Origin of the sequence: Coralloluteibacterium stylophorae, from assembly GCF_018122625.2 — a bacterium.
GTDB classification, from domain to species: Bacteria; Pseudomonadota; Gammaproteobacteria; order Xanthomonadales; family Xanthomonadaceae; genus Coralloluteibacterium; species Coralloluteibacterium stylophorae.
This window is the reverse complement of sequence record NZ_JAGQFT020000003.1, coordinates 141,285-166,535: the sequence shown is the minus strand read 5'-3', so window position 1 is coordinate 166,535 and position 25,251 is coordinate 141,285. Positions and strand designations below refer to the sequence as shown.

At 67.2% G+C, this 25,251-nt stretch carries 23 protein-coding genes and 4 tRNA genes; 25 read left to right on the top strand and 2 right to left on the bottom strand.

Features of this window, described 5'->3' with window-relative positions:
- Positions 1 to 8 precede the first annotated feature (8 nt).
- Both KB893_RS05555 and KB893_RS05550 read right to left on the bottom strand, forming a co-directional pair.
- Positions 9 to 443, bottom strand: a complete 435-nt coding sequence (locus KB893_RS05555) for a ribulose bisphosphate carboxylase small subunit (protein WP_211927041.1) — start codon at positions 441 to 443, stop codon at positions 9 to 11.
- Between the two features lie 23 nt (positions 444 to 466).
- Complete coding sequence (locus tag KB893_RS05550) at positions 467 to 1,984, bottom strand: ribulose-bisphosphate carboxylase large subunit (RefSeq protein WP_211927042.1); 1,518 nt, start codon at positions 1,982 to 1,984, stop codon at positions 467 to 469.
- Between the two features lie 91 nt (positions 1,985 to 2,075).
- On the opposite strand from KB893_RS05550, the gene KB893_RS05545 reads away from it, so the two are divergent.
- From KB893_RS05545 to rplV, 25 genes are all read left to right on the top strand, one after another.
- Positions 2,076 to 3,092 (top strand): LysR substrate-binding domain-containing protein, encoded by a 1,017-nt coding sequence (locus KB893_RS05545; protein WP_211927043.1) that lies wholly within the window; start codon positions 2,076 to 2,078, stop codon positions 3,090 to 3,092.
- 53 nt (positions 3,093 to 3,145) lie between these two features.
- Positions 3,146 to 3,231, top strand: a tRNA-Tyr gene (locus tag KB893_RS05540).
- A 12-nt stretch (positions 3,232 to 3,243) separates the two neighbouring features.
- Positions 3,244 to 3,317, top strand: a tRNA-Gly gene (locus KB893_RS05535).
- A 30-nt stretch (positions 3,318 to 3,347) separates the two neighbouring features.
- Positions 3,348 to 3,423: transfer RNA gene (locus KB893_RS05530), tRNA-Thr, on the top strand.
- A gap of 84 nt (positions 3,424 to 3,507) precedes the next feature.
- Positions 3,508 to 4,698: an elongation factor Tu gene (gene tuf, locus KB893_RS05525; RefSeq protein ID WP_211927044.1), complete on the top strand. Its 1,191-nt coding sequence runs from the start codon at positions 3,508 to 3,510 to the stop codon at positions 4,696 to 4,698.
- A gap of 105 nt (positions 4,699 to 4,803) precedes the next feature.
- Positions 4,804 to 4,879, top strand: a tRNA-Trp gene (locus KB893_RS05520).
- A 67-nt stretch (positions 4,880 to 4,946) separates the two neighbouring features.
- Positions 4,947 to 5,330 carry a preprotein translocase subunit SecE gene (secE, locus tag KB893_RS05515; RefSeq protein WP_213173533.1) on the top strand — a complete coding sequence of 128 codons (384 nt, stop codon included), beginning with the start codon at positions 4,947 to 4,949 and terminating at the stop codon, positions 5,328 to 5,330.
- A 14-nt stretch (positions 5,331 to 5,344) separates the two neighbouring features.
- Complete coding sequence (gene nusG, locus KB893_RS05510; protein WP_211927046.1) at positions 5,345 to 5,905, top strand: transcription termination/antitermination protein NusG; 561 nt, start codon at positions 5,345 to 5,347, stop codon at positions 5,903 to 5,905.
- A 104-nt stretch (positions 5,906 to 6,009) separates the two neighbouring features.
- On the top strand, positions 6,010 to 6,438 hold the full coding sequence (gene rplK, locus KB893_RS05505; RefSeq protein ID WP_211927047.1) for a 50S ribosomal protein L11: 429 nt from the start codon (positions 6,010 to 6,012) through the stop codon (positions 6,436 to 6,438).
- A 3-nt stretch (positions 6,439 to 6,441) separates the two neighbouring features.
- The gene (gene rplA, locus KB893_RS05500; RefSeq protein WP_211927048.1) at positions 6,442 to 7,143 is read left to right on the top strand and encodes a 50S ribosomal protein L1; all 702 of its coding nucleotides are present in this window, start codon (positions 6,442 to 6,444) and stop codon (positions 7,141 to 7,143) included.
- A gap of 358 nt (positions 7,144 to 7,501) precedes the next feature.
- A complete protein-coding gene (rplJ, locus tag KB893_RS05495) occupies positions 7,502 to 8,029 on the top strand; it encodes a 50S ribosomal protein L10 (protein ID WP_213173532.1) in 528 nt (175 codons plus the stop codon).
- A gap of 69 nt (positions 8,030 to 8,098) precedes the next feature.
- Positions 8,099 to 8,476 carry a 50S ribosomal protein L7/L12 gene (rplL, locus tag KB893_RS05490; RefSeq protein ID WP_213173531.1) on the top strand — a complete coding sequence of 126 codons (378 nt, stop codon included), beginning with the start codon at positions 8,099 to 8,101 and terminating at the stop codon, positions 8,474 to 8,476.
- A gap of 261 nt (positions 8,477 to 8,737) precedes the next feature.
- The gene (gene rpoB, locus KB893_RS05485; protein WP_213173530.1) at positions 8,738 to 12,895 is read left to right on the top strand and encodes a DNA-directed RNA polymerase subunit beta; all 4,158 of its coding nucleotides are present in this window, start codon (positions 8,738 to 8,740) and stop codon (positions 12,893 to 12,895) included.
- A 141-nt stretch (positions 12,896 to 13,036) separates the two neighbouring features.
- Positions 13,037 to 17,314, top strand: a complete 4,278-nt coding sequence (rpoC, locus tag KB893_RS05480) for a DNA-directed RNA polymerase subunit beta' (RefSeq protein WP_213173529.1) — start codon at positions 13,037 to 13,039, stop codon at positions 17,312 to 17,314.
- 194 nt (positions 17,315 to 17,508) lie between these two features.
- A complete protein-coding gene (rpsL, locus tag KB893_RS05475; protein WP_211927926.1) occupies positions 17,509 to 17,883 on the top strand; it encodes a 30S ribosomal protein S12 in 375 nt (124 codons plus the stop codon).
- Between the two features lie 70 nt (positions 17,884 to 17,953).
- Positions 17,954 to 18,421, top strand: a complete 468-nt coding sequence (gene rpsG / locus KB893_RS05470; RefSeq protein WP_211927927.1) for a 30S ribosomal protein S7 — start codon at positions 17,954 to 17,956, stop codon at positions 18,419 to 18,421.
- A gap of 16 nt (positions 18,422 to 18,437) precedes the next feature.
- Positions 18,438 to 20,528 (top strand): elongation factor G, encoded by a 2,091-nt coding sequence (fusA, locus tag KB893_RS05465; RefSeq protein ID WP_211927928.1) that lies wholly within the window; start codon positions 18,438 to 18,440, stop codon positions 20,526 to 20,528.
- 34 nt (positions 20,529 to 20,562) lie between these two features.
- Positions 20,563 to 21,753, top strand: coding sequence for an elongation factor Tu (gene tuf / locus KB893_RS05460; protein ID WP_211927044.1), 1,191 nt, complete (start codon positions 20,563 to 20,565; stop codon positions 21,751 to 21,753).
- A gap of 73 nt (positions 21,754 to 21,826) precedes the next feature.
- Positions 21,827 to 22,138: a 30S ribosomal protein S10 gene (gene rpsJ, locus KB893_RS05455; RefSeq protein ID WP_010341589.1), complete on the top strand. Its 312-nt coding sequence runs from the start codon at positions 21,827 to 21,829 to the stop codon at positions 22,136 to 22,138.
- Between the two features lie 10 nt (positions 22,139 to 22,148).
- A complete protein-coding gene (rplC, locus tag KB893_RS05450; RefSeq protein ID WP_213173528.1) occupies positions 22,149 to 22,796 on the top strand; it encodes a 50S ribosomal protein L3 in 648 nt (215 codons plus the stop codon).
- Positions 22,797 to 22,806: 10 nt separating this feature from the next.
- Positions 22,807 to 23,409: a 50S ribosomal protein L4 gene (gene rplD, locus KB893_RS05445; RefSeq protein WP_213173527.1), complete on the top strand. Its 603-nt coding sequence runs from the start codon at positions 22,807 to 22,809 to the stop codon at positions 23,407 to 23,409.
- Positions 23,406 to 23,702 carry a 50S ribosomal protein L23 gene (gene rplW / locus KB893_RS05440; RefSeq protein WP_213173526.1) on the top strand — a complete coding sequence of 99 codons (297 nt, stop codon included), beginning with the start codon at positions 23,406 to 23,408 and terminating at the stop codon, positions 23,700 to 23,702. Before rplD ends, rplW begins: the two co-directional genes overlap by 4 nt.
- Positions 23,703 to 23,713: 11 nt before the next feature.
- Positions 23,714 to 24,541, top strand: coding sequence for a 50S ribosomal protein L2 (gene rplB, locus KB893_RS05435; RefSeq protein ID WP_213173525.1), 828 nt, complete (start codon positions 23,714 to 23,716; stop codon positions 24,539 to 24,541).
- A gap of 6 nt (positions 24,542 to 24,547) precedes the next feature.
- Positions 24,548 to 24,820: a 30S ribosomal protein S19 gene (gene rpsS, locus KB893_RS05430; protein WP_211928267.1), complete on the top strand. Its 273-nt coding sequence runs from the start codon at positions 24,548 to 24,550 to the stop codon at positions 24,818 to 24,820.
- Between the two features lie 97 nt (positions 24,821 to 24,917).
- Positions 24,918 to 25,244, top strand: a complete 327-nt coding sequence (rplV, locus tag KB893_RS05425) for a 50S ribosomal protein L22 (protein WP_213173578.1) — start codon at positions 24,918 to 24,920, stop codon at positions 25,242 to 25,244.
- Positions 25,245 to 25,251: the final 7 nt, after the last annotated feature.

Below are 25,251 nucleotides of genomic sequence, written 5' to 3'. Positions count from 1 at the left end.
GGCCGGGGTCAGTAGCGCTCGCCTTCGGGGCGGTCGGCGGCGTAGGCGGTGATCGCGTAGCGCTGGGCGCGGCCGTCGGCGTCCTGGCGGGTCAGCCGGAAACCCGGCTCCTCCGCAGGGCGGTTGACGATGTAGGACATCCGCGGCGACTCCACGCCGCGGGTGCTGTCGAACGCGGTGACGCGGATGTAGTGGCGGGGGAAGGTTGCCCGCGCCTGGTTGATCTCGGCGAGGATGCCGGTGGCATCGTCGAGGTCGAACAGCGGATTGCCGTACATCTCCCAGTAGGTGTTCCGCGGATGCGGGTCGTCGGTGTACTCGATGCCGACCGCCCAGCCCTTGCCCAGCGCGTAGTCGATCTGGCGGGTGATCTGCGCGTCGGTGAGGTCGGGCAGGAACGAGAACTGGCCCTGGGTCAGGCGGTTGCCGTAGTTGCTCAGCATGGTCGTGCTCCGGGTCGCGAGGTTCAGGCCGTCTCGGTGGCGGCGGCGACGAAGTCGGCGGTGTCGGTGGAGGCGTAGTCGAAGGTGACGTCCTTCCAGGTGTCGAGCGCCTGGCGCAGCGGCATGCAATCGCGGGCGGCGGCGTCGAGGATCTCCGGCCCCTCGTTCCAGATGTCGCGGCCCTCGTTGCGCGCCAGGACCATCGCCTCCAGCGCGACCCGGTTGGCGGTGGCGCCGGCCTGGATGCCCTGCGGGTGGCCGATCGTGCCGCCGCCGAACTGCAGCACCACGTCCTCGCCCAGGTAGGTCAGGAGCTGGTGCATCTGCCCGGCGTGGATGCCGCCGGAAGCCACCGGCATGACCTTGTTGAGCGAGGCCCAGTCCTGGTCGAAGAACAGGCCGTGCTCCAGGTTCGCCGGCGTGCGCGTCTCGCGCAGGGTGTCGTAGAACCCGCGGATCATCAGCGGGTCGCCCTCCAGCTTGCCGACCACGGTGCCGGCGTGGATGTGGTCGACCCCGGCCATCCGCATCCACTTGCAGATGACACGGAAGTTCATGCCGTGGTTCTTCTGCCGCGAGTAGGTCGAGTTGCCCGCCCGGTGCAGGTGCAGGATGGTGTCGTTGCGCCGCGCCCACTTCGCCATCGACTGGATCGCGGAGTAGCCCACGACCAGGTCGATCATCACGATGACGCTGCCGAGCGACCTGGCGAACTCCGCCCGCTCGATCATCTCCTCGACGGTGCCGGCGGTGACGTTGAGGTAGTGGCCCTTGACCTCGCCGGTGGCGGCGGAGGCGCGGGCGACCGCCTCCATGCAGTAGAGGAAGCGGTCGCGCCAGTGCATGAAGGGCTGCGAGTTGATGTTCTCGTCGTCCTTCATGAAGTCCAGCCCGCCCTTGAGGCCCTCGTAGACCACGCGCCCGTAGTTGCGGCCGGACAGGCCGAGCTTGGGCTTGGTGGTGGCGCCGAGCAGCGGGCGGCCGAACTTGTCCAGGCGCTCGCGCTCCACGACGATCCCGGTCGCCGGCCCCTGGAAGGTCTTCAGGTAGGCGACCGGCAGGCGCATGTCCTCCAGCCGCAGCGCCCGGAGCGCCTTGAAGCCGAACACGTTGCCGATGATCGAAGCGGTCAGGTTGGCGATCGAGCCGGGCTCGAACAGGTCCAGGTCGTAGGCGATCCAGGCGAAGTACTGCTGCTCGGTGCGGGTGCCGGGCCCGGTGCCCGGCACCGGATCGACCCGGTAGGCCTTCGCCCGGTAGAGCTCGCAGGCGGTCAGGCGGTCGGTCCACACCACGGTCCAGGTGGCGGTCGAGGACTCGCCGGCGACCGCGGCGGCGGCTTCCTCGGCGTCCACGCCCTCCTGCGGCGTGATCCGGAACAGGGCGACGACGTCGGTGTCCAGCGGCCGGTAGTCGGGCTGCCAGTAGCCCATCTGCCGGTACTTCAGCACCCCGGCGGCGTAGCGCTTGCGGGCATCGGTGACCGGGGCGTCGGCGGGGGCTGAGGCGTCGGTGCGGGGCGCGGGGGCAACGGCGTTCATCGCAGGTCCTCGGAGGGGCCGCCCGACGACGTCGGGCCTTGGCAAGCGACGCTAGATGGCGTGTCCGATCAGGTAAAATCACGATTACTTCGTGGCAGATCATGAATACCTGATGCTTCTGCGCGTGACCCTCCGCCAGCTGCAGATCTTCCAGGCGGTCGCGCACGCCCGCAGTTTCGTCCGCGCCGGCGAGCTGCTGCACCTGAGCCAGCCCGGCGTCTCCATGCAGATCAGACAGTTGGAGGAGGCCGTGGGGTTGCCGCTGCTCGACCGCATCGGCCGTCGGGTGGTGCTGACCGAGGCCGGGCAGCGCTTCCTCGACCATGCCGCGCGCATCCTCGGCGAGGTCCAGGACGCCGCCGCCGACCTGGACGGCCTCAAGGGGCTGCAGCGCGGGCGCGTCGTGATCGGCATGGTCAGCACCGCCAAGTACTTCCTGCCGCGGCTGCTGGCGCGCTTCACCGCCGCCCACCCGGAGCTGGACCTGCGGATCTACTCCGGCAACCGCGACGAGCTGATCGGCACCCTCGGCCGCAACGAGATCGACCTCGCGGTGATGGGGCGCCCGCCGGCGCGGCTGGAGCTGGAATCCGAGCTGTTCGCGCCGCATCCGTTCGTGGTGATCGCCCCGGGCGGGCACCGGCTCGCCGCGGCGCCGTCCCTGGACCTGTTCGACCTGCGCGACGACACGGTGCTGCTGCGCGAGCGCGGCTCGGGAACCCGCCTGCTGATGGACGACTGGTTCCGCAAGGCGCTGTTCGCGCCGCGGCGGCAGATCGAGATGGGCGGCAACGAGACGGTGAAGCAGGGCGTGCTGGCCGGGCTCGGCGTCTCCATCCTGTCGCGGCACACGCTGACCCTGGAGCTCGCCCACGGCGCGATCGCGATCCTGCCGGTCGACGGGACGCCGGTCATGCGCGGCTGGTACGTCGCGCACCGCGCCGGCAAGCGCCTGTCGCCCGCCGCGCTGGCCCTGCGGCGCTTCGTGCTGGAGGAGGGCGGCGGATTCCTCGGCGAGGCGTTCGGCGCAGGCCCGGCGGATGCAGCGACCGCCCGGCAGGGCGCGCGCCCGCGGCGGTCGTCCGTCGGGCAGTCAACGGAGCGTTGACAGCGGTCCCGGGTGCAGCGAGAATGAGCGGCTCCTTGCAGCATCCAGGATCCGGAGGGATACCCAAGCGGCCAACGGGGGCAGACTGTAAATCTGCTGGCTTACGCCTTCGGTGGTTCGAATCCACCTCCCTCCACCAGTTCGGCGCGTTGCGGGAGTAGTTCAACGGTAGAACCTCAGCCTTCCAAGCTGATGGTGCGGGTTCGATTCCCGTCTCCCGCTCCACCGTTGGACTGGCCCGTACGTCACAACTTCGCTCACGTAGCTCAGTCGGTAGAGCACCTCCTTGGTAAGGAGGAGGTCGCTGGTTCGATTCCAGTCGTGAGCACCATATCCGACGCCGCCCCGTACGCCGGGGCGGCGTTCGCTTCGAAGATCGTTTTCCAACCAGCACACCAACGGATCACTACGAGCCATGGCCAAGGGAAAGTTCGAGCGCACCAAGCCCCACGTGAACGTGGGCACGATCGGTCACGTTGACCACGGCAAGACGACGCTGACGGCGGCGCTGACGAAGATCGGCGCAGAGCGTTTCGGCGGCGAGTTCAAGGACTACTCCGCGATCGACGCGGCGCCGGAAGAGAAGGCGCGCGGCATCACGATCTCGACGGCGCACGTGGAGTACGAGTCGCAGACCCGTCACTACGCGCACGTGGACTGCCCGGGTCACGCCGACTACGTGAAGAACATGATCACCGGCGCGGCGCAGATGGACGGCGCGATCCTGGTGTGCTCGGCCGCGGACGGCCCGATGCCGCAGACGCGCGAGCACATCCTGCTGTCGCGCCAGGTCGGCGTGCCGTACATCGTCGTGTTCCTGAACAAGGCCGACATGGTCGACGACGCCGAGCTGCTCGAGCTGGTCGAGATGGAAGTGCGCGAGCTGCTGTCGAAGTACGACTTCCCGGGCGACGACACCCCGATCATCAAGGGCTCGGCGCTGAAGGCGCTGGAAGGCGACCAGTCCGAGATCGGCGTGCCGGCGATCATCCAGCTGGTGGACGCGCTCGACAGCTACATCCCGGAGCCGCAGCGCGACGTCGACAAGACGTTCCTGATGCCGGTCGAGGACGTGTTCTCGATCTCGGGCCGCGGCACGGTGGTGACCGGTCGTATCGAGCGCGGCGTCATCAAGGTCGGCGACGAGATCGAGATCGTGGGTATCCGCCCGACGGTCAAGACCACGGTCACCGGCGTGGAGATGTTCCGCAAGCTGCTCGACCAGGGCCAGGCGGGCGACAACGCGGGCCTGCTGCTGCGCGGCACCAAGCGTGACGACGTGGAGCGCGGCCAGGTGCTGGCGAAGCCGGGCACGATCAAGCCGCACACCAAGTTCGAGGCCGAGGTGTACGTGCTGTCGAAGGACGAGGGCGGCCGCCACACGCCGTTCTTCAAGGGCTACCGCCCGCAGTTCTACTTCCGCACCACCGACGTGACCGGCGCCTGCGAGCTGCCGGAGGGTGTGGAGATGGTGATGCCGGGCGACAACGTGAAGATGGCGGTGACCCTGATCGCGCCGATCGCGATGGACGAGGGCCTGCGCTTCGCGATCCGCGAGGGTGGCCGCACCGTCGGCGCCGGCGTCGTCGCCAAGGTCACCGAGTAACGGTCTTCCGCACGTCGTCCGTGCTCCGGCCCGGATGACGGATGGAGGAAGGGCGAAAGGCGAGCGGGGTCCCGCTCGCTTCTCGCGTTTGGAAGCAAGGTTCGTACGCCAGTAGCTCAATTGGCAGAGCAGCGGTCTCCAAAACCGCAGGTTGGGGGTTCGAGTCCCTCCTGGCGTGCCATAAATCGAAGGGCGCAGCGCCGGCGCGCCGGAGCGGGACCAGTCCCGTCCGTCGCAGGCGACCAGTCATGAACAGCAAAGCCGAACAATCCGCGGGCGCGACCACGGGCGCAGACATCGCGAAGTACGCCGTCTCGGCACTGCTGATCATCGCGGCCATCGTCATCGGTACCTTCGATCCCTTCGGCCTGGCGGCCCCGCTGCCGACGGTGATCGGGCTGGTCGGCGCGATCGCCGGCGTGGCGCTGCTGCTGCCGACGACGCTCGGTCGCCGCGCGAGCGGCTACCTCGGCGAGGCGCGCTTCGAGCTGCGCAAGGTGGTCTGGCCGACGCGCCAGGAGACCACGCGCATGACGCTGGTCGTCGCGGTGGTGGTCGTGATCCTGACCATCCTGGTCGGAATCATCGACTTCCTGATCTCGGGCGGAATGCGCCTGCTGCTCGGCAACTGAAGGAGCCTCCGACTGTGAGCAAACGCTGGTACGTGGTCCACGCCTACTCCGGGTTCGAGAACCAGGTGTCGCGCACGCTCAAGGAGCGGATCGCGCGCGCCGAGATGGAGGAGCGGTTCGGCGAGATCCTCGTGCCGACCGAGGAAGTGGTGGAGATGCGCGGCGGGCAGAAGCGCAAGTCCGAGCGCAAGTTCTTCCCCGGCTACGTGCTGGTGCAGATCCAGACCAGCGACGACGGCGGCATCCCGCGCATCGACGACGAGAGCTGGCACCTCATCAAGGAGACGCCGAAGGTTCTCGGCTTCATCGGCGGCACCGCCGACCGGCCGCTGCCGATCCGCGACGAGGAGGCCGACGTCATCCTGCAGCGCGTGCAGGCCGGCGCGGAGAAGCCGCGGCCGAAGATCCTGTTCGAGCCGGGCGAGATGGTCCGCGTGGTCGATGGTCCGTTCAACGACTTCAACGGCACCGTCGAGCAGGTCAATTACGAGAAGAGCACCGTCCGCGTCGCGGTCCTGGTGTTCGGACGCTCCACCCCGGTGGAGTTCGATTTCGGTCAGGTCGAGAAGGCCTGACCGCGAGGACGGGGCCGGCGAGGGTCGGTTCCGAGTACACCTGAGACGGGGAGTCCCGCAGCGCCTCGCGCGCGTGCAGACGCTGGAACCCGAGGAGAATCCACATGGCAAAGAAAGTCATCGGCTACATCAAGCTGCAGGTCAAGGCCGGTCAGGCCAACCCCAGCCCGCCGGTCGGTCCCGCGCTGGGTCAGCGCGGCCTGAACATCATGGAGTTCTGCAAGGCGTTCAACGCCGCGACGCAGAAGATGGAGCCGGGTCTGCCGATCCCGGTGGTCATCACCGCCTACTCCGATCGCACCTTCACCTTCGTCACCAAGTCCCCGCCGGCGTCGATCCTTCTGAAGAAGGCCGCGAACATCAAGTCCGGTTCCAAGCGTCCGAACACCGACAAGGTCGGCAAGGTCACCCGGGCGCAGCTCGAGGAGATCGTGAAGACCAAGGAGCCGGATCTGACCGCGGCGGATCTGGATGCGGCCGTGCGCACCATCGCCGGCAGCGCGCGCAGCATGGGCCTGGTGGTGGAGGGTTGATCGATGGCTAAGATGACGAAGCGTTTCAAGGCGATGCAGGCCCTGGTCCAGCCGGGCAAGGCCTACGGCATCGACGAGGCCCTGGAGATCGTACAGGGCAACAGCAAGCTGAAGTTCGTCGAGTCCGTCGACGTCGCCGTGCGCCTGGGCGTTGATGCGCGCAAGTCGGACCAGCAGGTCCGCGGCTCGACCGTGCTGCCGAAGGGCACCGGCAAGTCGGTGCGCGTGGCGGTGTTCGTTCCGGCCGGCGCCAAGGCCGACGAGGCGCTGGCGGCCGGTGCCGACGTGGTCGGCATGGACGACCTCGCCGAGAAGATGCAGGGCGGCGACCTCAACTACGACGTCGTGATCGCGACGCCGGACGCGATGCGCGTGGTCGGCAAGCTCGGCCAGGTGCTCGGCCCGCGCGGCCTGATGCCGAACCCCAAGGTCGGCACCGTGAGCCCGAACCCGGCCGAAGCCGTGCGCAACGCCAAGGCGGGCCAGGTGCGCTACCGCACCGACAAGGCCGGCATCATCCACTGCACGATCGGCAAGGCCAACTTCGACGCGGACGCGCTCAAGACCAACCTGACCGCGCTGCTGGCCGACCTGATCAAGGCCAAGCCGGCCGCGGCCAAGGGCCAGTACCTGCAGAAGATCTCGCTCAGCTCGACCATGGGCGTGGGCGTCACCGTCGACCAGTCGACCCTGGCGCTGAAGTAATCACGATGCCGCGCGGCGGGCGCAGCCCGTCGCGACGGCCATCGATTTTGGGGGCGAAGGCGCGGTCACGACCACGCCGGAGCCGTCAAAGACCGCAGGTGTGCTGCGGGACGTGTCGGCGTCGGGCATGGACGCACGAGAGGCAGGGAATCGCCGCCGCCACGCGACGCAGCGCTTAAATCCACCGGTTCGCCGGTCGGGCCTGCGCAGATGGTGTCGCCCTTCCAGATTCGAGTTGTTCTGGAAACGGCCACCGAAACGGACGCATGCGCGTCCCGATGCCGAAGGATCGGCATCGAACCGGACCGCCGCCGGGATGGATCCGGCGTCGGAAGCAACAGCAGTTCGGAGAAGTGCAATGGCTCTCAATCTGTCCCAGAAGCAGGAAGTCGTTGCCGAACTGGCGGACGTGGCCTCCTCGGCGCACTCCCTGGTCGTCTCGGAATACGCGGGTCTCACCGTCGGTCAGCTGACCGACATGCGCAAGAAGGCGCGCAGCGAAGGTGTCTACCTCAAGGTAGCCAAGAACACCCTCGTGTCGCGCGCGGTGCAGGGCACCGACTACCAGTGCGTCGCCGACGCGCTGACCGGTCCGCTCGTGTACGCCTTCTCGAAGGAAGACCCGGGTGCCGCAGGCCGACTCATCAAGGAGTTCGTCAAGGGCAACGACAAGCTCAAGCCCAAGCTGGTCTCGATCGGCGGTCAGATGTACCCGGCGTCCCACGTGGACGTGCTGGCGTCGCTGCCGACCCGCGAGCAGGCCCTGGGCATGCTCGTCAATGTCCTGGCCCAGCCGGCCACCATGCTGGCCCGCGTCCTGGCCGAGCCCGCTTCGCAGGTCGCCCGCGTGGTCGCCCGCGTCGGCGAGCAGAAGGAAGCGGCGTAAGCCCGTCCCAGTTCGGTTGCGTCACCGCAATCAACCGTATCCAGATCAACATCCAAAGGTAGAACCATCATGTCCCTGACCAACGATCAGATCATCGAAGCGATCGCCAGCAAGTCCCTCGTCGAGGTGATGGAGCTGGTCCGCGCCCTTGAAGACAAGTTCGGCGTCTCCGCCGCCGCCCCGGTCGCCATGGCCGCCGGCCCGGCCGCCGCCGCCGCCGCTCCGGCCGAGGAGCAGACCGAGTTCACCGTCGTGCTGAAGGCCGCCGGCGACAAGAAGGTCGAGGTCATCAAGGTCGTCCGCGCCATCACCGGTCTGGGCCTCAAGGAAGCCAAGGACCTCGTCGAGGGCGCCCCGAAGGACGTCAAGGAAGGCGTGTCCAAGGACGACGCCGCCAAGCTCAAGAAGGACCTCGAGGCCGCCGGCGCCACGGTCGAAGTCAAGTAAGCGACGCATTGCGTCGACTTGCCGCTTCGGCACTCCGAGGCCGGGGGCGAAAGCCTCCGGCCTTTGGGCGTTCCGGAATCCCGGCGGGATCCGCGGCGCCCGTCATGCAGGACCCGATGTAGCAGTGCAGTGCGAGTTGGTAGTTGGAAGTAGCGGGAGAGGGCGTGCTGGTGCCGGCAATACCAGCGACTTCCAACTGACGGCTTGATGTTTCCCTTGGACCGCGCCGGGCGCGGTCCTCCAGCGAAGGTGAAAACCCCCATGACCTCCTATTCGTTCACCGAAAAGAAGCGCATCCGCAAGGACTTCGGCAAGCGCGGCGCGATCCTCGACGTGCCGTTCCTGCTTGCCATCCAGGTCGACTCCTACCGGCAGTTCCTGCAGGAGAACACGCCCGCGGCCAAGCGCGAGGACCGCGGCCTGCATGCCGCGCTGAAGTCGGTGTTCCCGATCACCAGCTACAACGGCTACGCCTCGCTGGAGTACGTCGGCTACAAGCTCGGCGAGCCGGCGTTCGACGAGCGCGAGTGCCGCAACCGCGGCCTGTCGTTCGGCGCGCCGCTGCGCACGACCGTGCGCCTGGTGATCTACGACCGCGAGTCGTCCTCGAAGGCCGTGAAGTACGTGAAGGAGCAGGAGGTCTACATGGGCGAGATCCCGCTCATGACCGACAACGGCACCTTCATCATCAACGGCACCGAGCGCGTCATCGTCTCCCAGCTGCACCGCTCGCCGGGCGTGTTCTTCGACCACGACCGCGGCAAGACCCACAGCTCGGGCAAGCTGCTGTACTCCGCGCGCATCATTCCCTACCGCGGCTCGTGGCTCGACTTCGAGTTCGACCCGAAGGACGCGCTGTTCACCCGTATCGACCGCCGCCGCAAGCTGCCGGTGTCGGTGCTGCTGCGCGCGCTGGGCTACTCCAACGAGGAGATGCTCCAGATGTTCTTCGAGATCAACACGTTCCACCTCCTGAAGGAGGGCGTGGAACTGGATCTCGTGCCCGAGCGCCTGCGCGGCGAGACCCTGGGCTTCGACCTCACCGTCGGCGGCAACGTCATCGTCGAGGCCGGCAAGCGCATCACCGCGCGCAACGTCAAGCAGCTCGAGAAGGAGGGCGTCTCCAGCCTCGAGGTGCCGGACGACTACCTGACCGGCCGCATCCTGGCCCACGACGTGGTCGACCCGTCGACCGGCGAGCTGCTGGCCGCCGCCAACGACGAGCTCAACGACGAGCAGCTCGCCGCCTTCCGCAAGGCCGGCATCGAGCAGCTCGGCACCCTGTGGGTGAACGACCTCGACCGCGGTCCCTACCTGTCCAACACCCTGCGCATCGACTCGACCAAGACCCAGCTCGAGGCGCTGGTCGAGATCTACCGGATGATGCGTCCGGGCGAGCCGCCGACCAAGGACGCCGCGCAGAACCTGTTCCACAACCTGTTCTTCACCTTCGAGCGCTACGACCTCTCGGGCGTGGGCCGGATGAAGTTCAATCGCCGCGTGGGCCGCAAGGAGACCACCGGCGCCTCGGTCCTGTACGACTACAAGTACCTGTCCTCGCGCAACGACGAGGAGTCCAAGCGCCTGGTGTCCGAGATGGGCGCCGAGTCGCCGTCGGACATCATCGAGGTCATCAAGACCCTGACCGAGATCCGCAACGGCCGCGGCACCGTGGACGACATCGACCACCTCGGCAACCGTCGCGTGCGTTCGGTTGGCGAGATGGCGGAGAACACCTTCCGCGTGGGCCTGGTCCGCGTCGAGCGCGCCGTGCGCGAGCGCCTGACCCTGGCCGAGGCCGAGGGCCTGACCCCGCAGGAGCTGATCAACGCCAAGCCCGTCGCCGCGGCGATCAAGGAGTTCTTCGGCTCCTCGCAGCTGTCGCAGTTCATGGACCAGAACAACCCGCTGTCGGAGGTCACGCACAAGCGCCGCGTGTCCGCCCTCGGCCCGGGCGGCCTGACCCGCGAGCGCGCCGGCTTCGAGGTGCGCGACGTGCACCCGACCCACTACGGCCGCGTGTGCACCATCGAGACGCCGGAAGGCCCGAACATCGGCCTGATCAACTCGCTGGCGGTCTACGCCCGCACCAACCGCTACGGCTTCCTTGAGACGCCGTACCGCAAGGTCGTGGACGGCGTGGTCACCGACCAGGTCGACTACCTGTCGGCGATCGAGGAGAACGACTACGTCATCGCCCAGGCCAACGCCGAGCTCGACAAGAAGGGGGCGTTCAGCGCTGACTTCGTGACCTGCCGCTTCCAGGGCGAGACCCTGCTCAAGCCGCCGGCCGAGATCCACTACATGGACGTCTCGCCGATGCAGTCGGTGTCGGTGGCGGCCGCGCTGGTGCCGTTCCTCGAGCACGACGACGCCAACCGCGCGCTGATGGGCGCCAACATGCAGCGCCAGGCGGTGCCGACGCTGCGCGCCGAGAAGCCGCTGGTGGGTACCGGCATCGAGCGTGCGGTGGCGCGCGACTCGGGCGTGACCGTCAACGCGCTGCGCGGCGGCGTGATCGACCAGGTCGACGCGGCGCGCATCGTGGTCCGCGCGCACGAGGAGGAGATCGGCGAGAACGACGCCGGCGTCGACATCTACAACCTGGTGAAGTACACCCGTTCCAACCAGAACACCTGCATCAACCAGCGTCCGCTGGTCTCGGTCGGTGACGTGGTGGCGCGCGGCGACGTGCTGGCCGACGGTCCCTCGACCGACATCGGCGAGCTGGCCCTGGGCCAGAACATGCTGGTCGCCTTCATGCCCTGGAACGGCTACAACTTCGAGGACTCGATCCTGCTCTCCGAGCGGGTCGTGCAGGAGGACCGGTACACCACGATCCACATCGAGGAGCTGACCTGCGTCGCCCGCGACACCAAGCTCGGGCCGGAGGAGATCACCGCCGACATCCCGAACGTGTCCGAGCAGGCGCTCGGCCGCCTCGACGAGTCCGGCGTGGTCTACATCGGCGCCGAGGTCCGCGCCGGCGACATCATGGTCGGCAAGGTCACGCCGAAGGGCGAGAGCCAGCTGACGCCGGAAGAGAAGCTGCTGCGCGCGATCTTCGGCGAGAAGGCGTCCGACGTGAAGGACAGCTCGCTGCGCGTGCCGCCGGGCATGGACGGCACCGTGGTCGACGTCCACGTGTTCACCCGCGACGGCATCGAGAAGGACAAGCGCGCCCGCCAGATCGAGGAGTCCGAGATCCGCCGGGTCAAGAAGGACTTCGACGACCAGTTCCGCATCCTGGAGGGCGCGATCTACGCCCGCCTGCGGCAGCAGATCGTCGGCCGCGTCGCCAATGGTGGCCCGAACGGCCTGAAGAAGGGCGCGGAGATCTCCGACGCCTACCTCGACGGGCTGAAGAAGGACGACTGGTTCTCGATCCGGATGAAGGACGAGGACGCGGCCGAGGCCGTGGAGCGCGCCAGCAAGCAGATCGAGTCGCACAAGGCCGAGTTCGACAAGCGTTTCGTCGACAAGCGCGCCAAGATCACCCAGGGCGACGACCTCGCCCCGGGCGTGCTGAAGATGGTCAAGGTCTACCTGGCGGTGAAGCGTCGCATCCAGCCGGGCGACAAGATGGCCGGCCGCCACGGCAACAAGGGTGTGGTCTCCACGATCGTTCCGGTCGAGGACATGCCGCATACCGCCGAGGGCGAGACCGTCGACATCGTGCTGAACCCGCTGGGCGTGCCCTCGCGCATGAACATCGGCCAGATCCTGGAGGTGCACCTGGGCTGGGCCGCCAAGGGCCTGGGTCGCAAGATCCAGCGCATGCTGGAGGCACAGCAGGCGGTGGCCGACCTGCGCAAGTTCCTCGGCGAGATCTACAACCACGACACCCGTCCCACGGGTGACCGGGTCGATCTCTCGCAGTTCTCCGACGAGGAGCTGATCGGGCTGGCAAAAAACCTGACCGGCGGCGTGCCGATGGCGACGCCGGTGTTCGACGGCGCCGAGGAGGCCGAGATCAAGGCCATGCTCAAGCTCGCCGACCTGCCGACCTCCGGCCAGACCACGCTCTACGACGGTCGCACCGGCGAGGCGTTCGACCGCGAGGTGACGATCGGCTACATGCACATGCTGAAGCTGAACCACCTGGTCGACGACAAGATGCACGCACGTTCGACGGGTCCGTACTCGCTCGTCACCCAGCAGCCGCTGGGCGGCAAGGCGCAGTTCGGCGGCCAGCGCTTCGGCGAGATGGAAGTCTGGGCACTGGAAGCCTACGGCGCGGCCTACACCCTGCAGGAAATGCTGACGGTGAAGTCCGACGACGTGCAGGGCCGCAACCAGATGTACAAGAACATCGTCGACGGCGAACACGAGATGGTTGCGGGCATGCCCGAGTCCTTCAACGTGCTGGTCAAGGAAATCCGCTCGCTGGGCATCAACATCGAGCTCGAGGAGCACTGATGCGCTGAAGAGGCGGGAACAGGGAACAGGGAAGGGGAATGGCAGCGCGTCGCGCCCTCTCCCCTCCCGGATTCCGGGCCCGCCTCTTCTTCCCGCTCCAGCTGCCCCCTTCGACGACTTACTCCTCCCCGGAGAATCCAAATGAAAGACCTGCTCAATCTCTTCAACCAGCAGCGCCAGACCCTCGATTTCGACGGCATCAAGATCGCGCTGGCGTCGCCGGACCTGATCCGCTCGTGGTCGTTCGGCGAGGTGAAGAAGCCCGAGACCATCAACTACCGCACCTTCAAGCCGGAGCGTGACGGCCTGTTCTGCGCGGCCATCTTCGGGCCGATCAAGGACTACGAGTGCCTGTGCGGCAAGTACAAGCGCATGAAGCACCGCGGCGTGGTCTGCGAGAAGTGCGGTACCGAGGTCACCCTGGCCAAGGTGCGTCGCGAGCGCATGGGCCACATCGAGCTCGCCAGCCCGACCGCGCACATCTGGTTCCTGAAGTCGCTGCCCTCGCGCATCGGCCTGATGCTCGACATGACGCTGCGCGACATCGAGCGCATCCTCTACTTCGAGGCCTACGTGGTCACCGAGCCGGGCCTGACCGCGCTCGAGCGCGGCCAGCTGCTCTCCGAGGAGCAGATGATGCAGGCGCGCCAGGAGCACGGCGACGACTTCGAGGCCGCGATGGGCGCCGAGGCCGTGTACGACCTGCTCAAGACGATCGACCTGCAGTCGGAGACGATCCGCCTGAAGGAGGAGATCGCCGCGACCAACTCCGAGACCAAGCTCAAGCGTCTGTCCAAGCGCATCAAGCTCATGGAGGCCTTCCTCGAGTCCGGCAACAAGCCGGAGTGGATGGTCCTGACCGTGCTGCCGGTGCTGCCGCCCGACCTGCGTCCGCTGGTCCCGCTGGACGGCGGCCGCTTCGCGACCTCCGACCTCAACGACCTGTACCGCCGCGTCATCAACCGCAACAACCGTCTCAAGCGCCTGCTCGAGCTCAACGCGCCCGACATCATCGTGCGCAACGAGAAGCGCATGCTGCAGGAGTCGGTTGATGCGCTGCTCGACAACGGCCGCCGCGGCCGCGCGATCACCGGCACCAACAAGCGCCCGCTGAAGTCGCTGGCCGACATGATCAAGGGCAAGCAGGGCCGCTTCCGCCAGAACCTGCTCGGCAAGCGCGTCGACTACTCGGGCCGTTCGGTCATCGTGGTCGGCCCGTACCTGAAGCTGCACCAGTGCGGCCTGCCGAAGAAGATGGCGCTCGAGCTGTTCAAGCCCTTCATCTTCTCCAAGCTGCAGCGCCGCGGCCTGGCGACCACGATCAAGGCCGCCAAGAAGCTGGTCGAGCGCGAGTCGGCCGAGGTCTGGGACATCCTCGAGGAGGTCATCCGCGAGCACCCGGTCCTGCTCAACCGCGCGCCGACCCTGCACCGCCTGGGCATCCAGGCGTTCGAGCCGGTGCTGGTCGAGGGCAAGGCGATCCAGCTGCATCCGCTGGTCTGCACCGCGTTCAACGCCGACTTCGACGGCGACCAGATGGCCGTGCACGTCCCGCTGAGCCTCGAGGCCCAGCTGGAGGCGCGCGCGCTGATGATGGCGTCGAACAACATCCTGTCGCCGGCCAACGGCGAGCCGATCATCGTGCCGTCGCAGGACGTCGTGCTCGGCCTGTACTACATGACCCGCGCGCTGGAGAACAAGGCGGGCGAGGGCATGGTGTTCGCCAACGTCGCCGAGGTGAAGCGCGCCTACGACAACCGCATCGTGCAGCTGCACGCCAAGGTCAGGGTGCGCATCCGCCAGATCGAGATCGACGAGCAGAAGAACCGCACCGAGTCGACCTCCATCGTCGACACCACGGTCGGCCGTGCGCTGCTGGCCGAGATCCTGCCGGAAGGCCTGCCGTTCGAGCTGGTCAACACGGAGCTGACCAAGAAGAACATCAGCCGCCTGATCAACTCGTCGTACCGCCAGCTGGGCCTGAAGGAGACCGTGGTCTTCGCCGACCAGCTGATGTACACCGGCTTCGCCTACGCCACCCGCGCCGGCGTGTCGATCGGCATCGACGACATGACCATCCCGGACGAGAAGAAGCCGATCCTGGGCGAGGCCGAGGCCGAGGTCCTGGAGATCCAGGAGCAGTACCAGTCGGGCCTGGTCACCGCCGGCGAGCGCTACAACAAGGTGGTCGACATCTGGTCGCGCACCAACGAGCGCGTGGCCAAGGCGATGATGGATGCGATCGGCACCGACACCGTGACCAACGCCAAGGGCGAGCAGGTCGCGCAGAAGTCGATGAACTCGATCTACATCATGGCCGACTCCGGCGCGCGTGGTTCGCAGGCGCAGATCCGCCAGCTGGCGGGCATGCGCGGCCTGATGGCGCGTCCGGACGGCTCGATCATCGAGACCCCGATCACCGCGAACTTCCGCGAGGGCCTCAACGTCCTGCAGTACTTCATCTCGACCCACGGCGCCCGCAAGGGCCTCGCGGACACCGCGCTGAAGACCGCGAACTCCGGCTACCTGACCCGTCGCCTGGTCGACGTGGCGCAGGACGTGGTGATCACCGAGGTCGACTGCGGCACCAAGAACGGCCTGACCATGACCCCGATCGTGGAAGGCGGCGACGTGGTCGAGCCGCTGCGCGACCGCGTGCTCGGCCGCATGGTGGCCGAGGATGTGTTCCTGCCGGGCAACGACGAGGACCCGATCGTCACCCGCAACACCCTGCTCGACGAGCAGTGGGTGCAGCGGCTCGAGGAGGCCGGCGTGCAGGCGATCAAGGTCCGCTCGACCATCACCTGCGAATCGACCTTCGGCGTCTGCGGCAACTGCTACGGCCGCGACCTGGCGCGTGGCCACATGGTCAACATCGGCGAGGCCGTGGGCGTCATCGCGGCGCAGTCGATCGGCGAGCCGGGCACGCAGCTGACCATGCGTACCTTCCACATCGGCGGCGCGGCTTCGCGTGCGGCGGCGGTGGACAAGGTCTCGGTCCGCACCAACGGCACGATCAAGTTCAACAACATCAAGACGGTCAAGCAGGACAACGGCAACCTGGTCGCGGTCTCGCGCTCGGGCGAGCTGTCGGTGCTCGACAACGCCGGCCGCGTGCGCGAGAGCTACAAGGTGCCCTACGGCGCCGTGATCTCGGCCAAGGACGGCGATGCGGTCAAGGCCGGCGAGACCATCGCCAACTGGGATCCGCACAACCATCCGGTCGTGGCGGAGGCCTTCGGCCGCGTCGAGTTCGTCGACTTCTACGAGGGCATCACCTTCCAGAAGAAGCGCGACGAGCTGACCGGCCTGGAGTCGACGGAGATCATCGATCCCAAGCGCATCGCCGGCGACAAGGAGCGCGAGGTCGAACTGCGCACCCCCACGGGCGAGAAGCTCGGCCGGCGCAAGCTCAAGGACGTGCAGGGCGCGCGTCCGGCGGTCCGCCTGGTCGACGCCGACGGCAACGAGGTCCTGCTGCCGGGCAACAAGCAGCCGGCGATCTACTACGTGCCGCCGCGCGCGATCGTCTCGCTGGAGGCGGGCGCAGAGGTCGGCATCGGTGACGCGGTCGCCAAGATCCCGCAGGAAGCGTCCAAGACCCGCGACATCACCGGCGGTCTGCCGCGCGTGGTGGACCTGGTCGAGGCGCGCGTGCCGAAGGATGCGGCGATCCTGGCGGAGCAGTCGGGCGTCATCTCGTTCGGCAAGGAGACGAAGGGCAAGCAGCGCCTGATCATCACCGACGCCGACGCGGGCACCGAGTTCGAGGTCCTGATCCCGAAGCATCGCCAGATCAACGTGTTCGAGGGCGAGCACGTCGAGAAGGGCGAGACCATCGTGGACGGCGAGCCGAATCCGCAGGACATCCTGCGCCTGCTCGGCGTCGAGCCGCTGGCCGCCTACTTGGTCAAGGAGATCCAGGACGTGTACCGGCTGCAGGGCGTGAAGATCAACGACAAGCACATCGAGACGATCATTCGCCAGATGCTGCGCAAGGTCGAGATCACCGACCCGGGCGACAGCCGCTACCTGGCGGGCGAGCAGGTCGAGCGCGTGCGCCTGGTCGAGGAGAACGCCCGCGCCGACTCGCGCGGCGAGATCGTGGCCGGCTACCACCCGGTGCTGCTGGGCATCACCAAGGCCTCGCTGGCGACCGAGTCGTTCATCTCGGCGGCCTCCTTCCAGGAGACCACCCGCGTCCTTACCGAGGCGGCGGTCCGAGGGACCCGCGATACCTTGCGGGGCCTGAAGGAGAATGTTATCGTTGGCCGCTTGATTCCGGCCGGTACCGGTCTCGCCTACCACAGCGACCGCCGCCGTACCGCCGAAGATCTCGCGGACTCGGAGTTCGATGCCCTGCGTACCGCCGCCGTGACGGCGGACGCGGCACCCGACGAGGCCGGCCCGCAGGAGTAATGCGGGCCGGTGCCACCGCCGGATCCAACGACATATCGAAATGAGGCGCAGGATGCGCCTCGTGTTCGGCCCAGGAAGGGCGGGTCTGCCTGTCGCGACGCCGTTGACGCTGCGGGCGGGATGGAAGTACACTTCCGCTTCTCGGCAGGTCGGGTTTCCCGGCCTGCCTTTGTTTTCGCAAAAGGTTCTCAGGAATGGCGACGATCAATCAGCTGGTCCGCAAGCCGCGGCAGGCGCCCACCTACAAGAGCCAGTCGCCTGCGCTGGCCGACTGCCCGCAGCGCCGTGGCGTGTGCACCCGCGTCTACACCACCACCCCGAAGAAGCCGAACTCGGCGCTTCGCAAGGTGGCCAAGGTGCGCCTCACCAACGGGTTCGAGGTCATCTCGTACATCGGCGGCGAAGGCCACAACCTGCAGGAGCACTCGGTGGTCCTGATCCGCGGCGGTCGCGTGAAGGACCTGCCGGGCGTGCGCTACCACACCGTGCGTGGTTCGCTGGATGCCTCGGGCGTGGCCAAGCGCAAGCAGGCGCGTTCGAAGTACGGCGCGAAGAAGCCCAAGGCCTGACGTTCCAAAGTAAAGGCGCGCCCGGCTGGCTCCGGGTGTCGAAGCTCTTTTTCCAATCTAGGCACGCAACATGTCCCGTAAAGGTTCTCCCGGTACCCGCTCGGTCCTGCCCGACCCGAAGCACAGCAGCGAGCTCGTCGCCCGCTTCATCAACATGGTGATGTTCAGCGGCAAGAAGTCCGTCGCCGAGAAGATCGTCTATGGCGCGATGGACGTCATCGGCGAGAAGAACGCGAACTCCCTGGAGCTGGTCGAGAAGGCGCTGAACAACGTCGCGCCGGCCGTCGAGGTCAAGTCCCGCCGCGTCGGCGGTGCGACCTACCAGGTCCCGGTCGAGGTGCGTGCCTCCCGTCGTACCGCCCTGGCCATGCGCTGGGTGATCGACTCCGCGCGCAAGCGCGGCGAGAACTCCATGCCGCGCAAGCTGGCTGCCGAACTGCTCGACGCGTCCGAGAATCGCGGCGGTGCCGTGAAGAAGCGCGAAGAAACCCATCGCATGGCGGAGGCGAACAAGGCGTTCGCCCACTACCGCTGGTAATCCGAGGTATTTGATCGTGGCCCGTACCACACCCATCGAGCGCTACCGCAACTTCGGCATCATGGCCCACATCGATGCCGGCAAGACGACCACGTCCGAGCGCATCCTGTTCTACACCGGCGTCAGCCACAAGATCGGCGAAGTGCACGAAGGTGCCGCGACGATGGACTGGATGGAGCAGGAGCAGGAGCGCGGCATCACCATCACGTCCGCGGCGACCACCGCGTTCTGGAGCGGCATGGACCGCTCGATGCCGCAGCACCGCCTGAACATCATCGATACCCCGGGCCACGTCGACTTCACCATCGAGGTCGAGCGTTCGCTGCGCGTGCTCGACGGCGCGGTGTTCGTGCTGTGCGCGGTCGGCGGCGTGCAGCCGCAGTCCGAGACGGTGTGGCGCCAGGCCAACAAGTACGCCGTGCCGCGCCTCGCGTTCGTCAACAAGATGGACCGCACCGGCGCCAACTTCGACAAGGTCGTCGAGCAGCTGAAGTCGCGCCTGGGTGCCTACCCGGTGCCGCTGCAGGTGCCGATCGGCGCCGAGGACGGGTTCGAAGGCGTGGTCGACCTCATCAAGATGAAGGCGATCTACTGGGACGTGGCCTCGCAGGGCACCACCTTCGAGTACCGCGACATCCCGGCCGAGCTCGCCGACCGCTGCGCCGAGGCGCGCAACTTCCTGGTCGAGGCCGCGGCCGAGACCAGCGAAGAGCTGATGAACAAGTACCTCGAGGAGGGCGACCTCGCCGAGGCCGACATTCTCGCCGGCCTGCGCGCGGGCACGCTCGCCACGTCGCTGATCCCGGTGATGTGCGGTACCGCGTTCAAGAACAAGGGCGTCCAGGCGATGCTCGACAAGGTCGTCGAGCTGCTGCCGTCGCCGGCCGACCGTCCGCCGGTCAAGGGCATCGACGAGAACGAGCAGGAAGATTCGCGCCGGGCCTCCGACAGCGAGCCGTTCTCGGCGCTGGCGTTCAAGATCATGACGGATCCGTACGTGGGTTCGCTGACGTTCTTCCGCGTCTACTCGGGCACGCTCAACTCCGGCGACCAGGTCTACAACCCGGTCAAGTCGAAGAAGGAGCGCATCGGCCGCATCCTGCAGATGCACGCCAACAACCGCGAGGAGATCAAGGAAGTCCGCGCCGGCGACATCGCCGCGGCGGTCGGCCTGAAGGACGTCACCACCGGTGACACCCTGTGCGCGGGCGACAAGATCATCACCCTGGAGCGCATGGTGTTCCCGGAGCCGGTGATCGCGATGGCGGTGGAGCCGAAGACCAAGTCCGACCAGGAGAAGATGGGCCTGGCGCTGGGCCGCCTGGCGCAGGAGGATCCGTCCTTCCGCGTCAATACCGACGAAGAGTCCGGCCAGACCATCATCCGCGGCATGGGCGAGCTGCACCTCGAGATCCTCGTCGACCGCATGAAGCGCGAGTTCAACGTCGAGGCCAACGTCGGCAAGCCGCAGGTCGCCTACCGCGAGACCATCCGCAAGCCGGTCCGCGTCGAAGGCAAGTTCGTGCGCCAGTCGGGCGGCAAGGGCCAGTACGGCCACGTCTGGCTCGAGCTCGAGCCGCAGGAGCGCGGCAAGGGCTACGAGTTCGAGAACCTGATCGTCGGTGGTGTGGTTCCGAAGGAATACATCCCGGCCGTCGACAAGGGCATCCAGGAAGCCGTCGCCAATGGCGTGATGGCCGGGTTCCCGATCGTCGACGTCAAGGTCAAGCTGGTCGACGGCTCCTACCACGACGTCGACTCCTCGGAAATGGCGTTCAAGATCGCCGGCTCCATGGGCTTCAAGGAAGGCTTCAACAAGGCCAACCCGGTCCTGCTCGAGCCGATGATGAAGGTCGAGATCGTCACTCCCGAGGATTACCTCGGCGACGTGATGGGCGACGTGAGCCGCCGCCGCGGCATCCTCTCGGGCCAGGACGACACGCCCTCGGGCAAGGTCATCAACGCGATGGTTCCGCTGGGCGAGATGTTCGGCTATGCGACCACGCTGCGCTCGATGACCCAGGGTCGCGCGACGTTCTCGATGGAGTTCGACCACTACGCGGAAGCGCCGGCGAATGTCGCCGAGGCCGTGGTCAAGAAGTCCTGATTTCCAAGTTCAAAGATTCCAGAGGTGATTTGAGATGGCCAAGGGTAAGTTCGAGCGCACCAAGCCCCACGTGAACGTGGGCACGATCGGTCACGTTGACCACGGCAAGACGACGCTGACGGCGGCGCTGACGAAGATCGGCGCAGAGCGTTTTGGCGGCGAGTTCAAGGACTACTCCGCGATCGACGCGGCGCCGGAAGAGAAGGCGCGCGGCATCACGATCTCGACGGCGCACGTGGAGTACGAGTCGCAGACCCGTCACTACGCGCACGTGGACTGCCCGGGTCACGCCGACTACGTCAAGAACATGATCACCGGCGCGGCGCAGATGGACGGCGCGATCCTGGTGTGCTCGGCCGCGGACGGCCCGATGCCGCAGACGCGCGAGCACATCCTGCTGTCGCGCCAGGTCGGCGTGCCGTACATCGTCGTGTTCCTGAACAAGGCCGACATGGTCGACGACGCCGAGCTGCTCGAGCTGGTCGAGATGGAGGTGCGCGAGCTGCTGTCGAAGTACGACTTCCCGGGCGACGACACCCCGATCATCAAGGGTTCGGCGCTGAAGGCGCTGGAAGGCGATCAGTCCGAGATCGGCGTGCCGGCGATCATCCAGCTGGTGGACGCGCTCGACAGCTACATCCCGGAGCCGCAGCGCGACGTCGACAAGACGTTCCTGATGCCGGTCGAGGACGTGTTCTCGATCTCGGGCCGCGGCACGGTGGTGACCGGTCGTATCGAGCGCGGCGTCATCAAGGTCGGCGACGAGATCGAGATCGTGGGTATCCGCCCGACGGTCAAGACCACGGTCACCGGCGTGGAGATGTTCCGCAAGCTGCTCGACCAGGGCCAGGCGGGCGACAACGCGGGCCTGCTGCTGCGCGGCACCAAGCGTGATGACGTGGAGCGCGGCCAGGTGCTGGCGAAGCCGGGCACGATCAAGCCGCACACCAAGTTCGAGGCCGAGGTGTACGTGCTGTCGAAGGACGAGGGCGGCCGCCACACGCCGTTCTTCAAGGGCTACCGCCCGCAGTTCTACTTCCGCACCACCGACGTGACCGGCGCCTGCGAGCTGCCGGAGGGCGTGGAGATGGTGATGCCGGGCGACAACGTGAAGATGGCGGTGACCCTGATCGCGCCGATCGCGATGGACGAGGGCCTGCGCTTCGCGATCCGCGAGGGCGGCCGCACCGTCGGTGCCGGCGTCGTCGCCAAGGTCACCGAGTAACACCGCAGCATCGAAGTACGGCGCGCCGGAACGCGGCGCGCCGATTCACACCGCTCTTTAGGAAAACACGGCAATGGCGGACCAGAAGATTCGGATTCGGCTCAAGGCGTTCGATCATCGTTTGATCGACCGTTCGGCGAGCGAGATCGTGGAGACGGCGAAGCGGACCGGCGCGCAGGTGCGCGGCCCGATCCCGCTGCCCACCAAGATCGAGCGCTACACCATCCTGGTGTCCCCGCACGTCGACAAGGACGCGCGCGACCAGTACGAGACCCGTACCCACAAGCGCGTGCTCGACATCGTCGACCCGAACGACAAGACCGTCGACGCGCTGATGAAGCTCGAGCTCGCTGCGGGCGTCGACGTCCAGATCAAGCTGACCTGAGGCGACGACCATGAGCAAGAAAGTAATCGGAATCGTGGGCCGCAAGGCCGGCATGAGCCGCCTGTTCACCGACGAGGGCGTGTCCATCCCGGTCACCCTCATCGAGGCGAGCCCGAACCGCATCACCCAGATCAAGACCGTCGAGAGCGACGGCTACTCCGCCATCCAGGTCACGGCCGGCAGCAAGCGCAGCGCGCTGGTGAACAAGCCGCAGACCGGGCACTTCGCCAAGGCGAAGGTCGAGGCGGGCCGTGGTCTGTGGGAGTTCCGCGTCGCCGACGACGCCGTCTCCGGCTTCGAGGTCGGTGGCGAGATCAAGGCGGACATCTTCGCCGAGGGCCAGGTGGTCGACGTCTCCGGCGTCACCAAGGGCAAGGGCTTCCAGGGCACCATCAAGCGCCACAACTTCCGCATGGGCGACGCGACGCACGGTAACTCGCTGTCGCACCGCTCCCCCGGTTCGATCGGCCAGCGCCAGACGCCGGGCCGTGTGTTCCCGGGCAAGAAGATGTCGGGGCACATGGGTGCGGAGAATCAGACCGCCGTCAACGTGACCGTGGTCAAGGTGGACATCGAGCGCGGCCTGATCGCGGTCAAGGGTTCGGTGCCGGGCGCTCCGGGTGGCGACGTGATCGTGCGTCCCGCGAGCAAGGCGTAAGGAGTAGATAATGGATCTCGCCGTCATCGGTAGTGGCCAGACGCTGTCGGTTTCCGACGCCGTCTTCGGTCGCGAATTCAGCGAGGACCTGGTGCACCAGGTGGTGGTTGCGTATCGCAACGCCGGCCGTGCGGGCACCAAGGCGCAGAAGTCGCGGTCGGACATGTCCGGCACCACCAAGAAGTTCAAGAAGCAGAAGGGCGGCGGTGCCCGTCACGGTGACTATCGCGCGCCGATCTTCGTCGGCGGTGGCGTCACGTTCGCCGCGCGGCCGCGCAGCTTCGCGCAGAAGGTCAACCGCAAGATGTACCGCGCCGCCATCTCCGCGATCCTGTCGGAACTGGCGCGCCAGGACCGCCTCAAGATCGTCGACGCGTTCGTGGTCGACGAGCCCAGGACCAAGGCGTTCGTCGCGAAGCTGGCGGATCTCGGCGTGAGCCGTCCGCTGATCGTCACCGAGGACGCGAGCGAGTCGCTGTACCTGGCGGCGCGCAACGTGCCCTACGCCGAGGTGCGCGACGTGCAGGGTCTCGACCCGGTCGCCCTGGTCGGCGCCGAGTACGTGGTGATCACCACGGACGCCGTCAAGAAGATCGAGGAGTGGCTGGCATGAGCAACATCAAGCTTCTCAGCGTGATCCGTGCGCCGCGCGTGTCCGAGAAGACCGCCCGCCTGCAGGAGCTGAGCAATCAGTACGCCTTCGAGGTCGCGACCACCGCGACCAAGGGCGACATCAAGCAGGCGATCGAGTCGCTGTTCAACGTGAAGGTCGAGGCCGTCAACGTGGTGAACGTCAAGGGCAAGAGCAAGTCCTTCCGTTTCCGCGAAGGCCGCCGCGCCGACACCCGCAAGGCTTACGTGCGCCTGGCCGAAGGCCAGAGCATCGACGTGATGGCCAAGGCCTGAGGTAGAGACCCATGCCACTGATGACATTCAAGCCGACCTCGGCAGGGCGCCGCTCCGCAGTGCGCGTCGTCACCCCGGGGCTGCACAAGGGGCGGCCGCACGAAGCGCTGGTCGAGAAGCAGAGCCGTTCGGGTGGTCGCAACCACCACGGCCGGATCACCACCCGCCACGTCGGCGGCGGCCACAAGCAGCACTACCGCCTGATCGACTTCAAGCGCGACAAGGAAGGCATTCCGGCGCGCGTCGAGCGGATCGAGTACGACCCGAACCGCACCGCGCACATCGCGCTGCTGTGCTACGTCGACGGCGAGCGCCGCTACATCATCGCGCCGCGCGGCCTGTCGCAGGGCGACCAGGTGATCGCGGGGCAGGGCGCGCCGATCAAGGTCGGCAATGCGCTGCCGCTGCGCAACATCCCGGTCGGTTCCACGGTGCACTGCATCGAGATGAAGCCGGGCAAGGGCGCGCAGCTCGCACGTGCGGCCGGCGCCTCGGTGCAGCTGGTCGCCCGCGACCAGGGCTACGCCACGCTGCGCCTGCGTTCGGGCGAGATGCGTCGCGTCCCGGTCGAGTGCACCGCCACCATCGGCGAGGTCAGCAACTCCGAGCACAGCCTGGAGAAGCTCGGCAAGGCCGGTGCCAAGCGCTGGCGCGGCGTGCGTCCGACCGTCCGCGGTGCGGCCATGAACCCGGTCGACCATCCGCACGGCGGTGGTGAGGCCAAGGCCGGCCAGGGCAACCCGCATCCGGTCACCCCCTGGGGTGTCCCGACCAAGGGTTACAAGACGCGCAAGAACAAGCGCACCGACAAGTTCATCGTGCGCGACCGTAGGGGCTGATAGACCATGGCACGTTCTCTCAAGAAGGGTCCCTTCGTGGACCACCACCTCCAGAAGAAGGTGGAGGCGGCCATGTCCGCCAACAGCAAGAAGCCGATCAAGACCTGGTCGCGCCGCTCGATGATCCTGCCGGAGATGGTCGGCCTCACGATCGCCATCCACAACGGCCGGGCCCACGTGCCGGTGCTGGTCAACGAGAACATGGTCGGCCACAAGCTCGGCGAGTTCGCGGTGACCCGTACGTTCAAGGGTCATGGCGGCGACCGGAAGAGCAGGTAAGGAGCCGATCATGACGATTGCAGCCAAAGAAAGGGCCGACGCCCGCAAGGCGGCGCGCGAGCAGCGCAAGGCGGACCGCAAGGAAATCACCAAGCGGATGAGCTCGCTGCGCACCGCGCGCATCTCGCCGCAGAAGGCGCGTCTGGTCGCCGACCAGGTCCGCGGCCTGCCGGTGGCGCGTGCGCTCGACCTGCTGAAGTTCAGCGACAAGAAGGCCGCCCACCTGATCTACAAGGTCGTGTGGTCGGCGGTCTCCAATGCCGAGGCGAATGCCGGCGACGATGCCGACGAGCTGAAGGTCGCGACCATCACCGTCGACGAGGGCCCGGTCCTCAAGCGGTTCATGGCGCGTGCCAAGGGCCGCGGTACCCGGATCCTGAAGCGCACCAGCCACATCACCGTGGTCGTGGGCGCGGGTCGCTAAGCCGAGG

Coding starts and splice junctions, on each gene's coding strand:
- KB893_RS05555 (WP_211927041.1), bottom strand. CDS start 443: ATGCTGAGCAACTACGGCAACCGCCTGACCCAGGGCCAGTTCTCGTTC.
- KB893_RS05550 (WP_211927042.1), bottom strand. CDS start 1,984: ATGAACGCCGTTGCCCCCGCGCCCCGCACCGACGCCTCAGCCCCCGCC.
- tuf (WP_211927044.1), top strand. CDS start 3,508: ATGGCCAAGGGAAAGTTCGAGCGCACCAAGCCCCACGTGAACGTGGGC.
- secE (WP_213173533.1), top strand. CDS start 4,947: ATGAACAGCAAAGCCGAACAATCCGCGGGCGCGACCACGGGCGCAGAC.
- rplK (WP_211927047.1), top strand. CDS start 6,010: ATGGCAAAGAAAGTCATCGGCTACATCAAGCTGCAGGTCAAGGCCGGT.
- rplA (WP_211927048.1), top strand. CDS start 6,442: ATGGCTAAGATGACGAAGCGTTTCAAGGCGATGCAGGCCCTGGTCCAG.
- rplJ (WP_213173532.1), top strand. CDS start 7,502: ATGGCTCTCAATCTGTCCCAGAAGCAGGAAGTCGTTGCCGAACTGGCG.
- rplL (WP_213173531.1), top strand. CDS start 8,099: ATGTCCCTGACCAACGATCAGATCATCGAAGCGATCGCCAGCAAGTCC.
- rpoB (WP_213173530.1), top strand. CDS start 8,738: ATGACCTCCTATTCGTTCACCGAAAAGAAGCGCATCCGCAAGGACTTC.
- rpoC (WP_213173529.1), top strand. CDS start 13,037: ATGAAAGACCTGCTCAATCTCTTCAACCAGCAGCGCCAGACCCTCGAT.
- rpsL (WP_211927926.1), top strand. CDS start 17,509: ATGGCGACGATCAATCAGCTGGTCCGCAAGCCGCGGCAGGCGCCCACC.
- rpsG (WP_211927927.1), top strand. CDS start 17,954: ATGTCCCGTAAAGGTTCTCCCGGTACCCGCTCGGTCCTGCCCGACCCG.
- tuf (WP_211927044.1), top strand. CDS start 20,563: ATGGCCAAGGGTAAGTTCGAGCGCACCAAGCCCCACGTGAACGTGGGC.
- rpsJ (WP_010341589.1), top strand. CDS start 21,827: ATGGCGGACCAGAAGATTCGGATTCGGCTCAAGGCGTTCGATCATCGT.
- rplC (WP_213173528.1), top strand. CDS start 22,149: ATGAGCAAGAAAGTAATCGGAATCGTGGGCCGCAAGGCCGGCATGAGC.
- rplD (WP_213173527.1), top strand. CDS start 22,807: ATGGATCTCGCCGTCATCGGTAGTGGCCAGACGCTGTCGGTTTCCGAC.
- rplW (WP_213173526.1), top strand. CDS start 23,406: ATGAGCAACATCAAGCTTCTCAGCGTGATCCGTGCGCCGCGCGTGTCC.
- rplB (WP_213173525.1), top strand. CDS start 23,714: ATGCCACTGATGACATTCAAGCCGACCTCGGCAGGGCGCCGCTCCGCA.
- rpsS (WP_211928267.1), top strand. CDS start 24,548: ATGGCACGTTCTCTCAAGAAGGGTCCCTTCGTGGACCACCACCTCCAG.
- rplV (WP_213173578.1), top strand. CDS start 24,918: ATGAGCTCGCTGCGCACCGCGCGCATCTCGCCGCAGAAGGCGCGTCTG.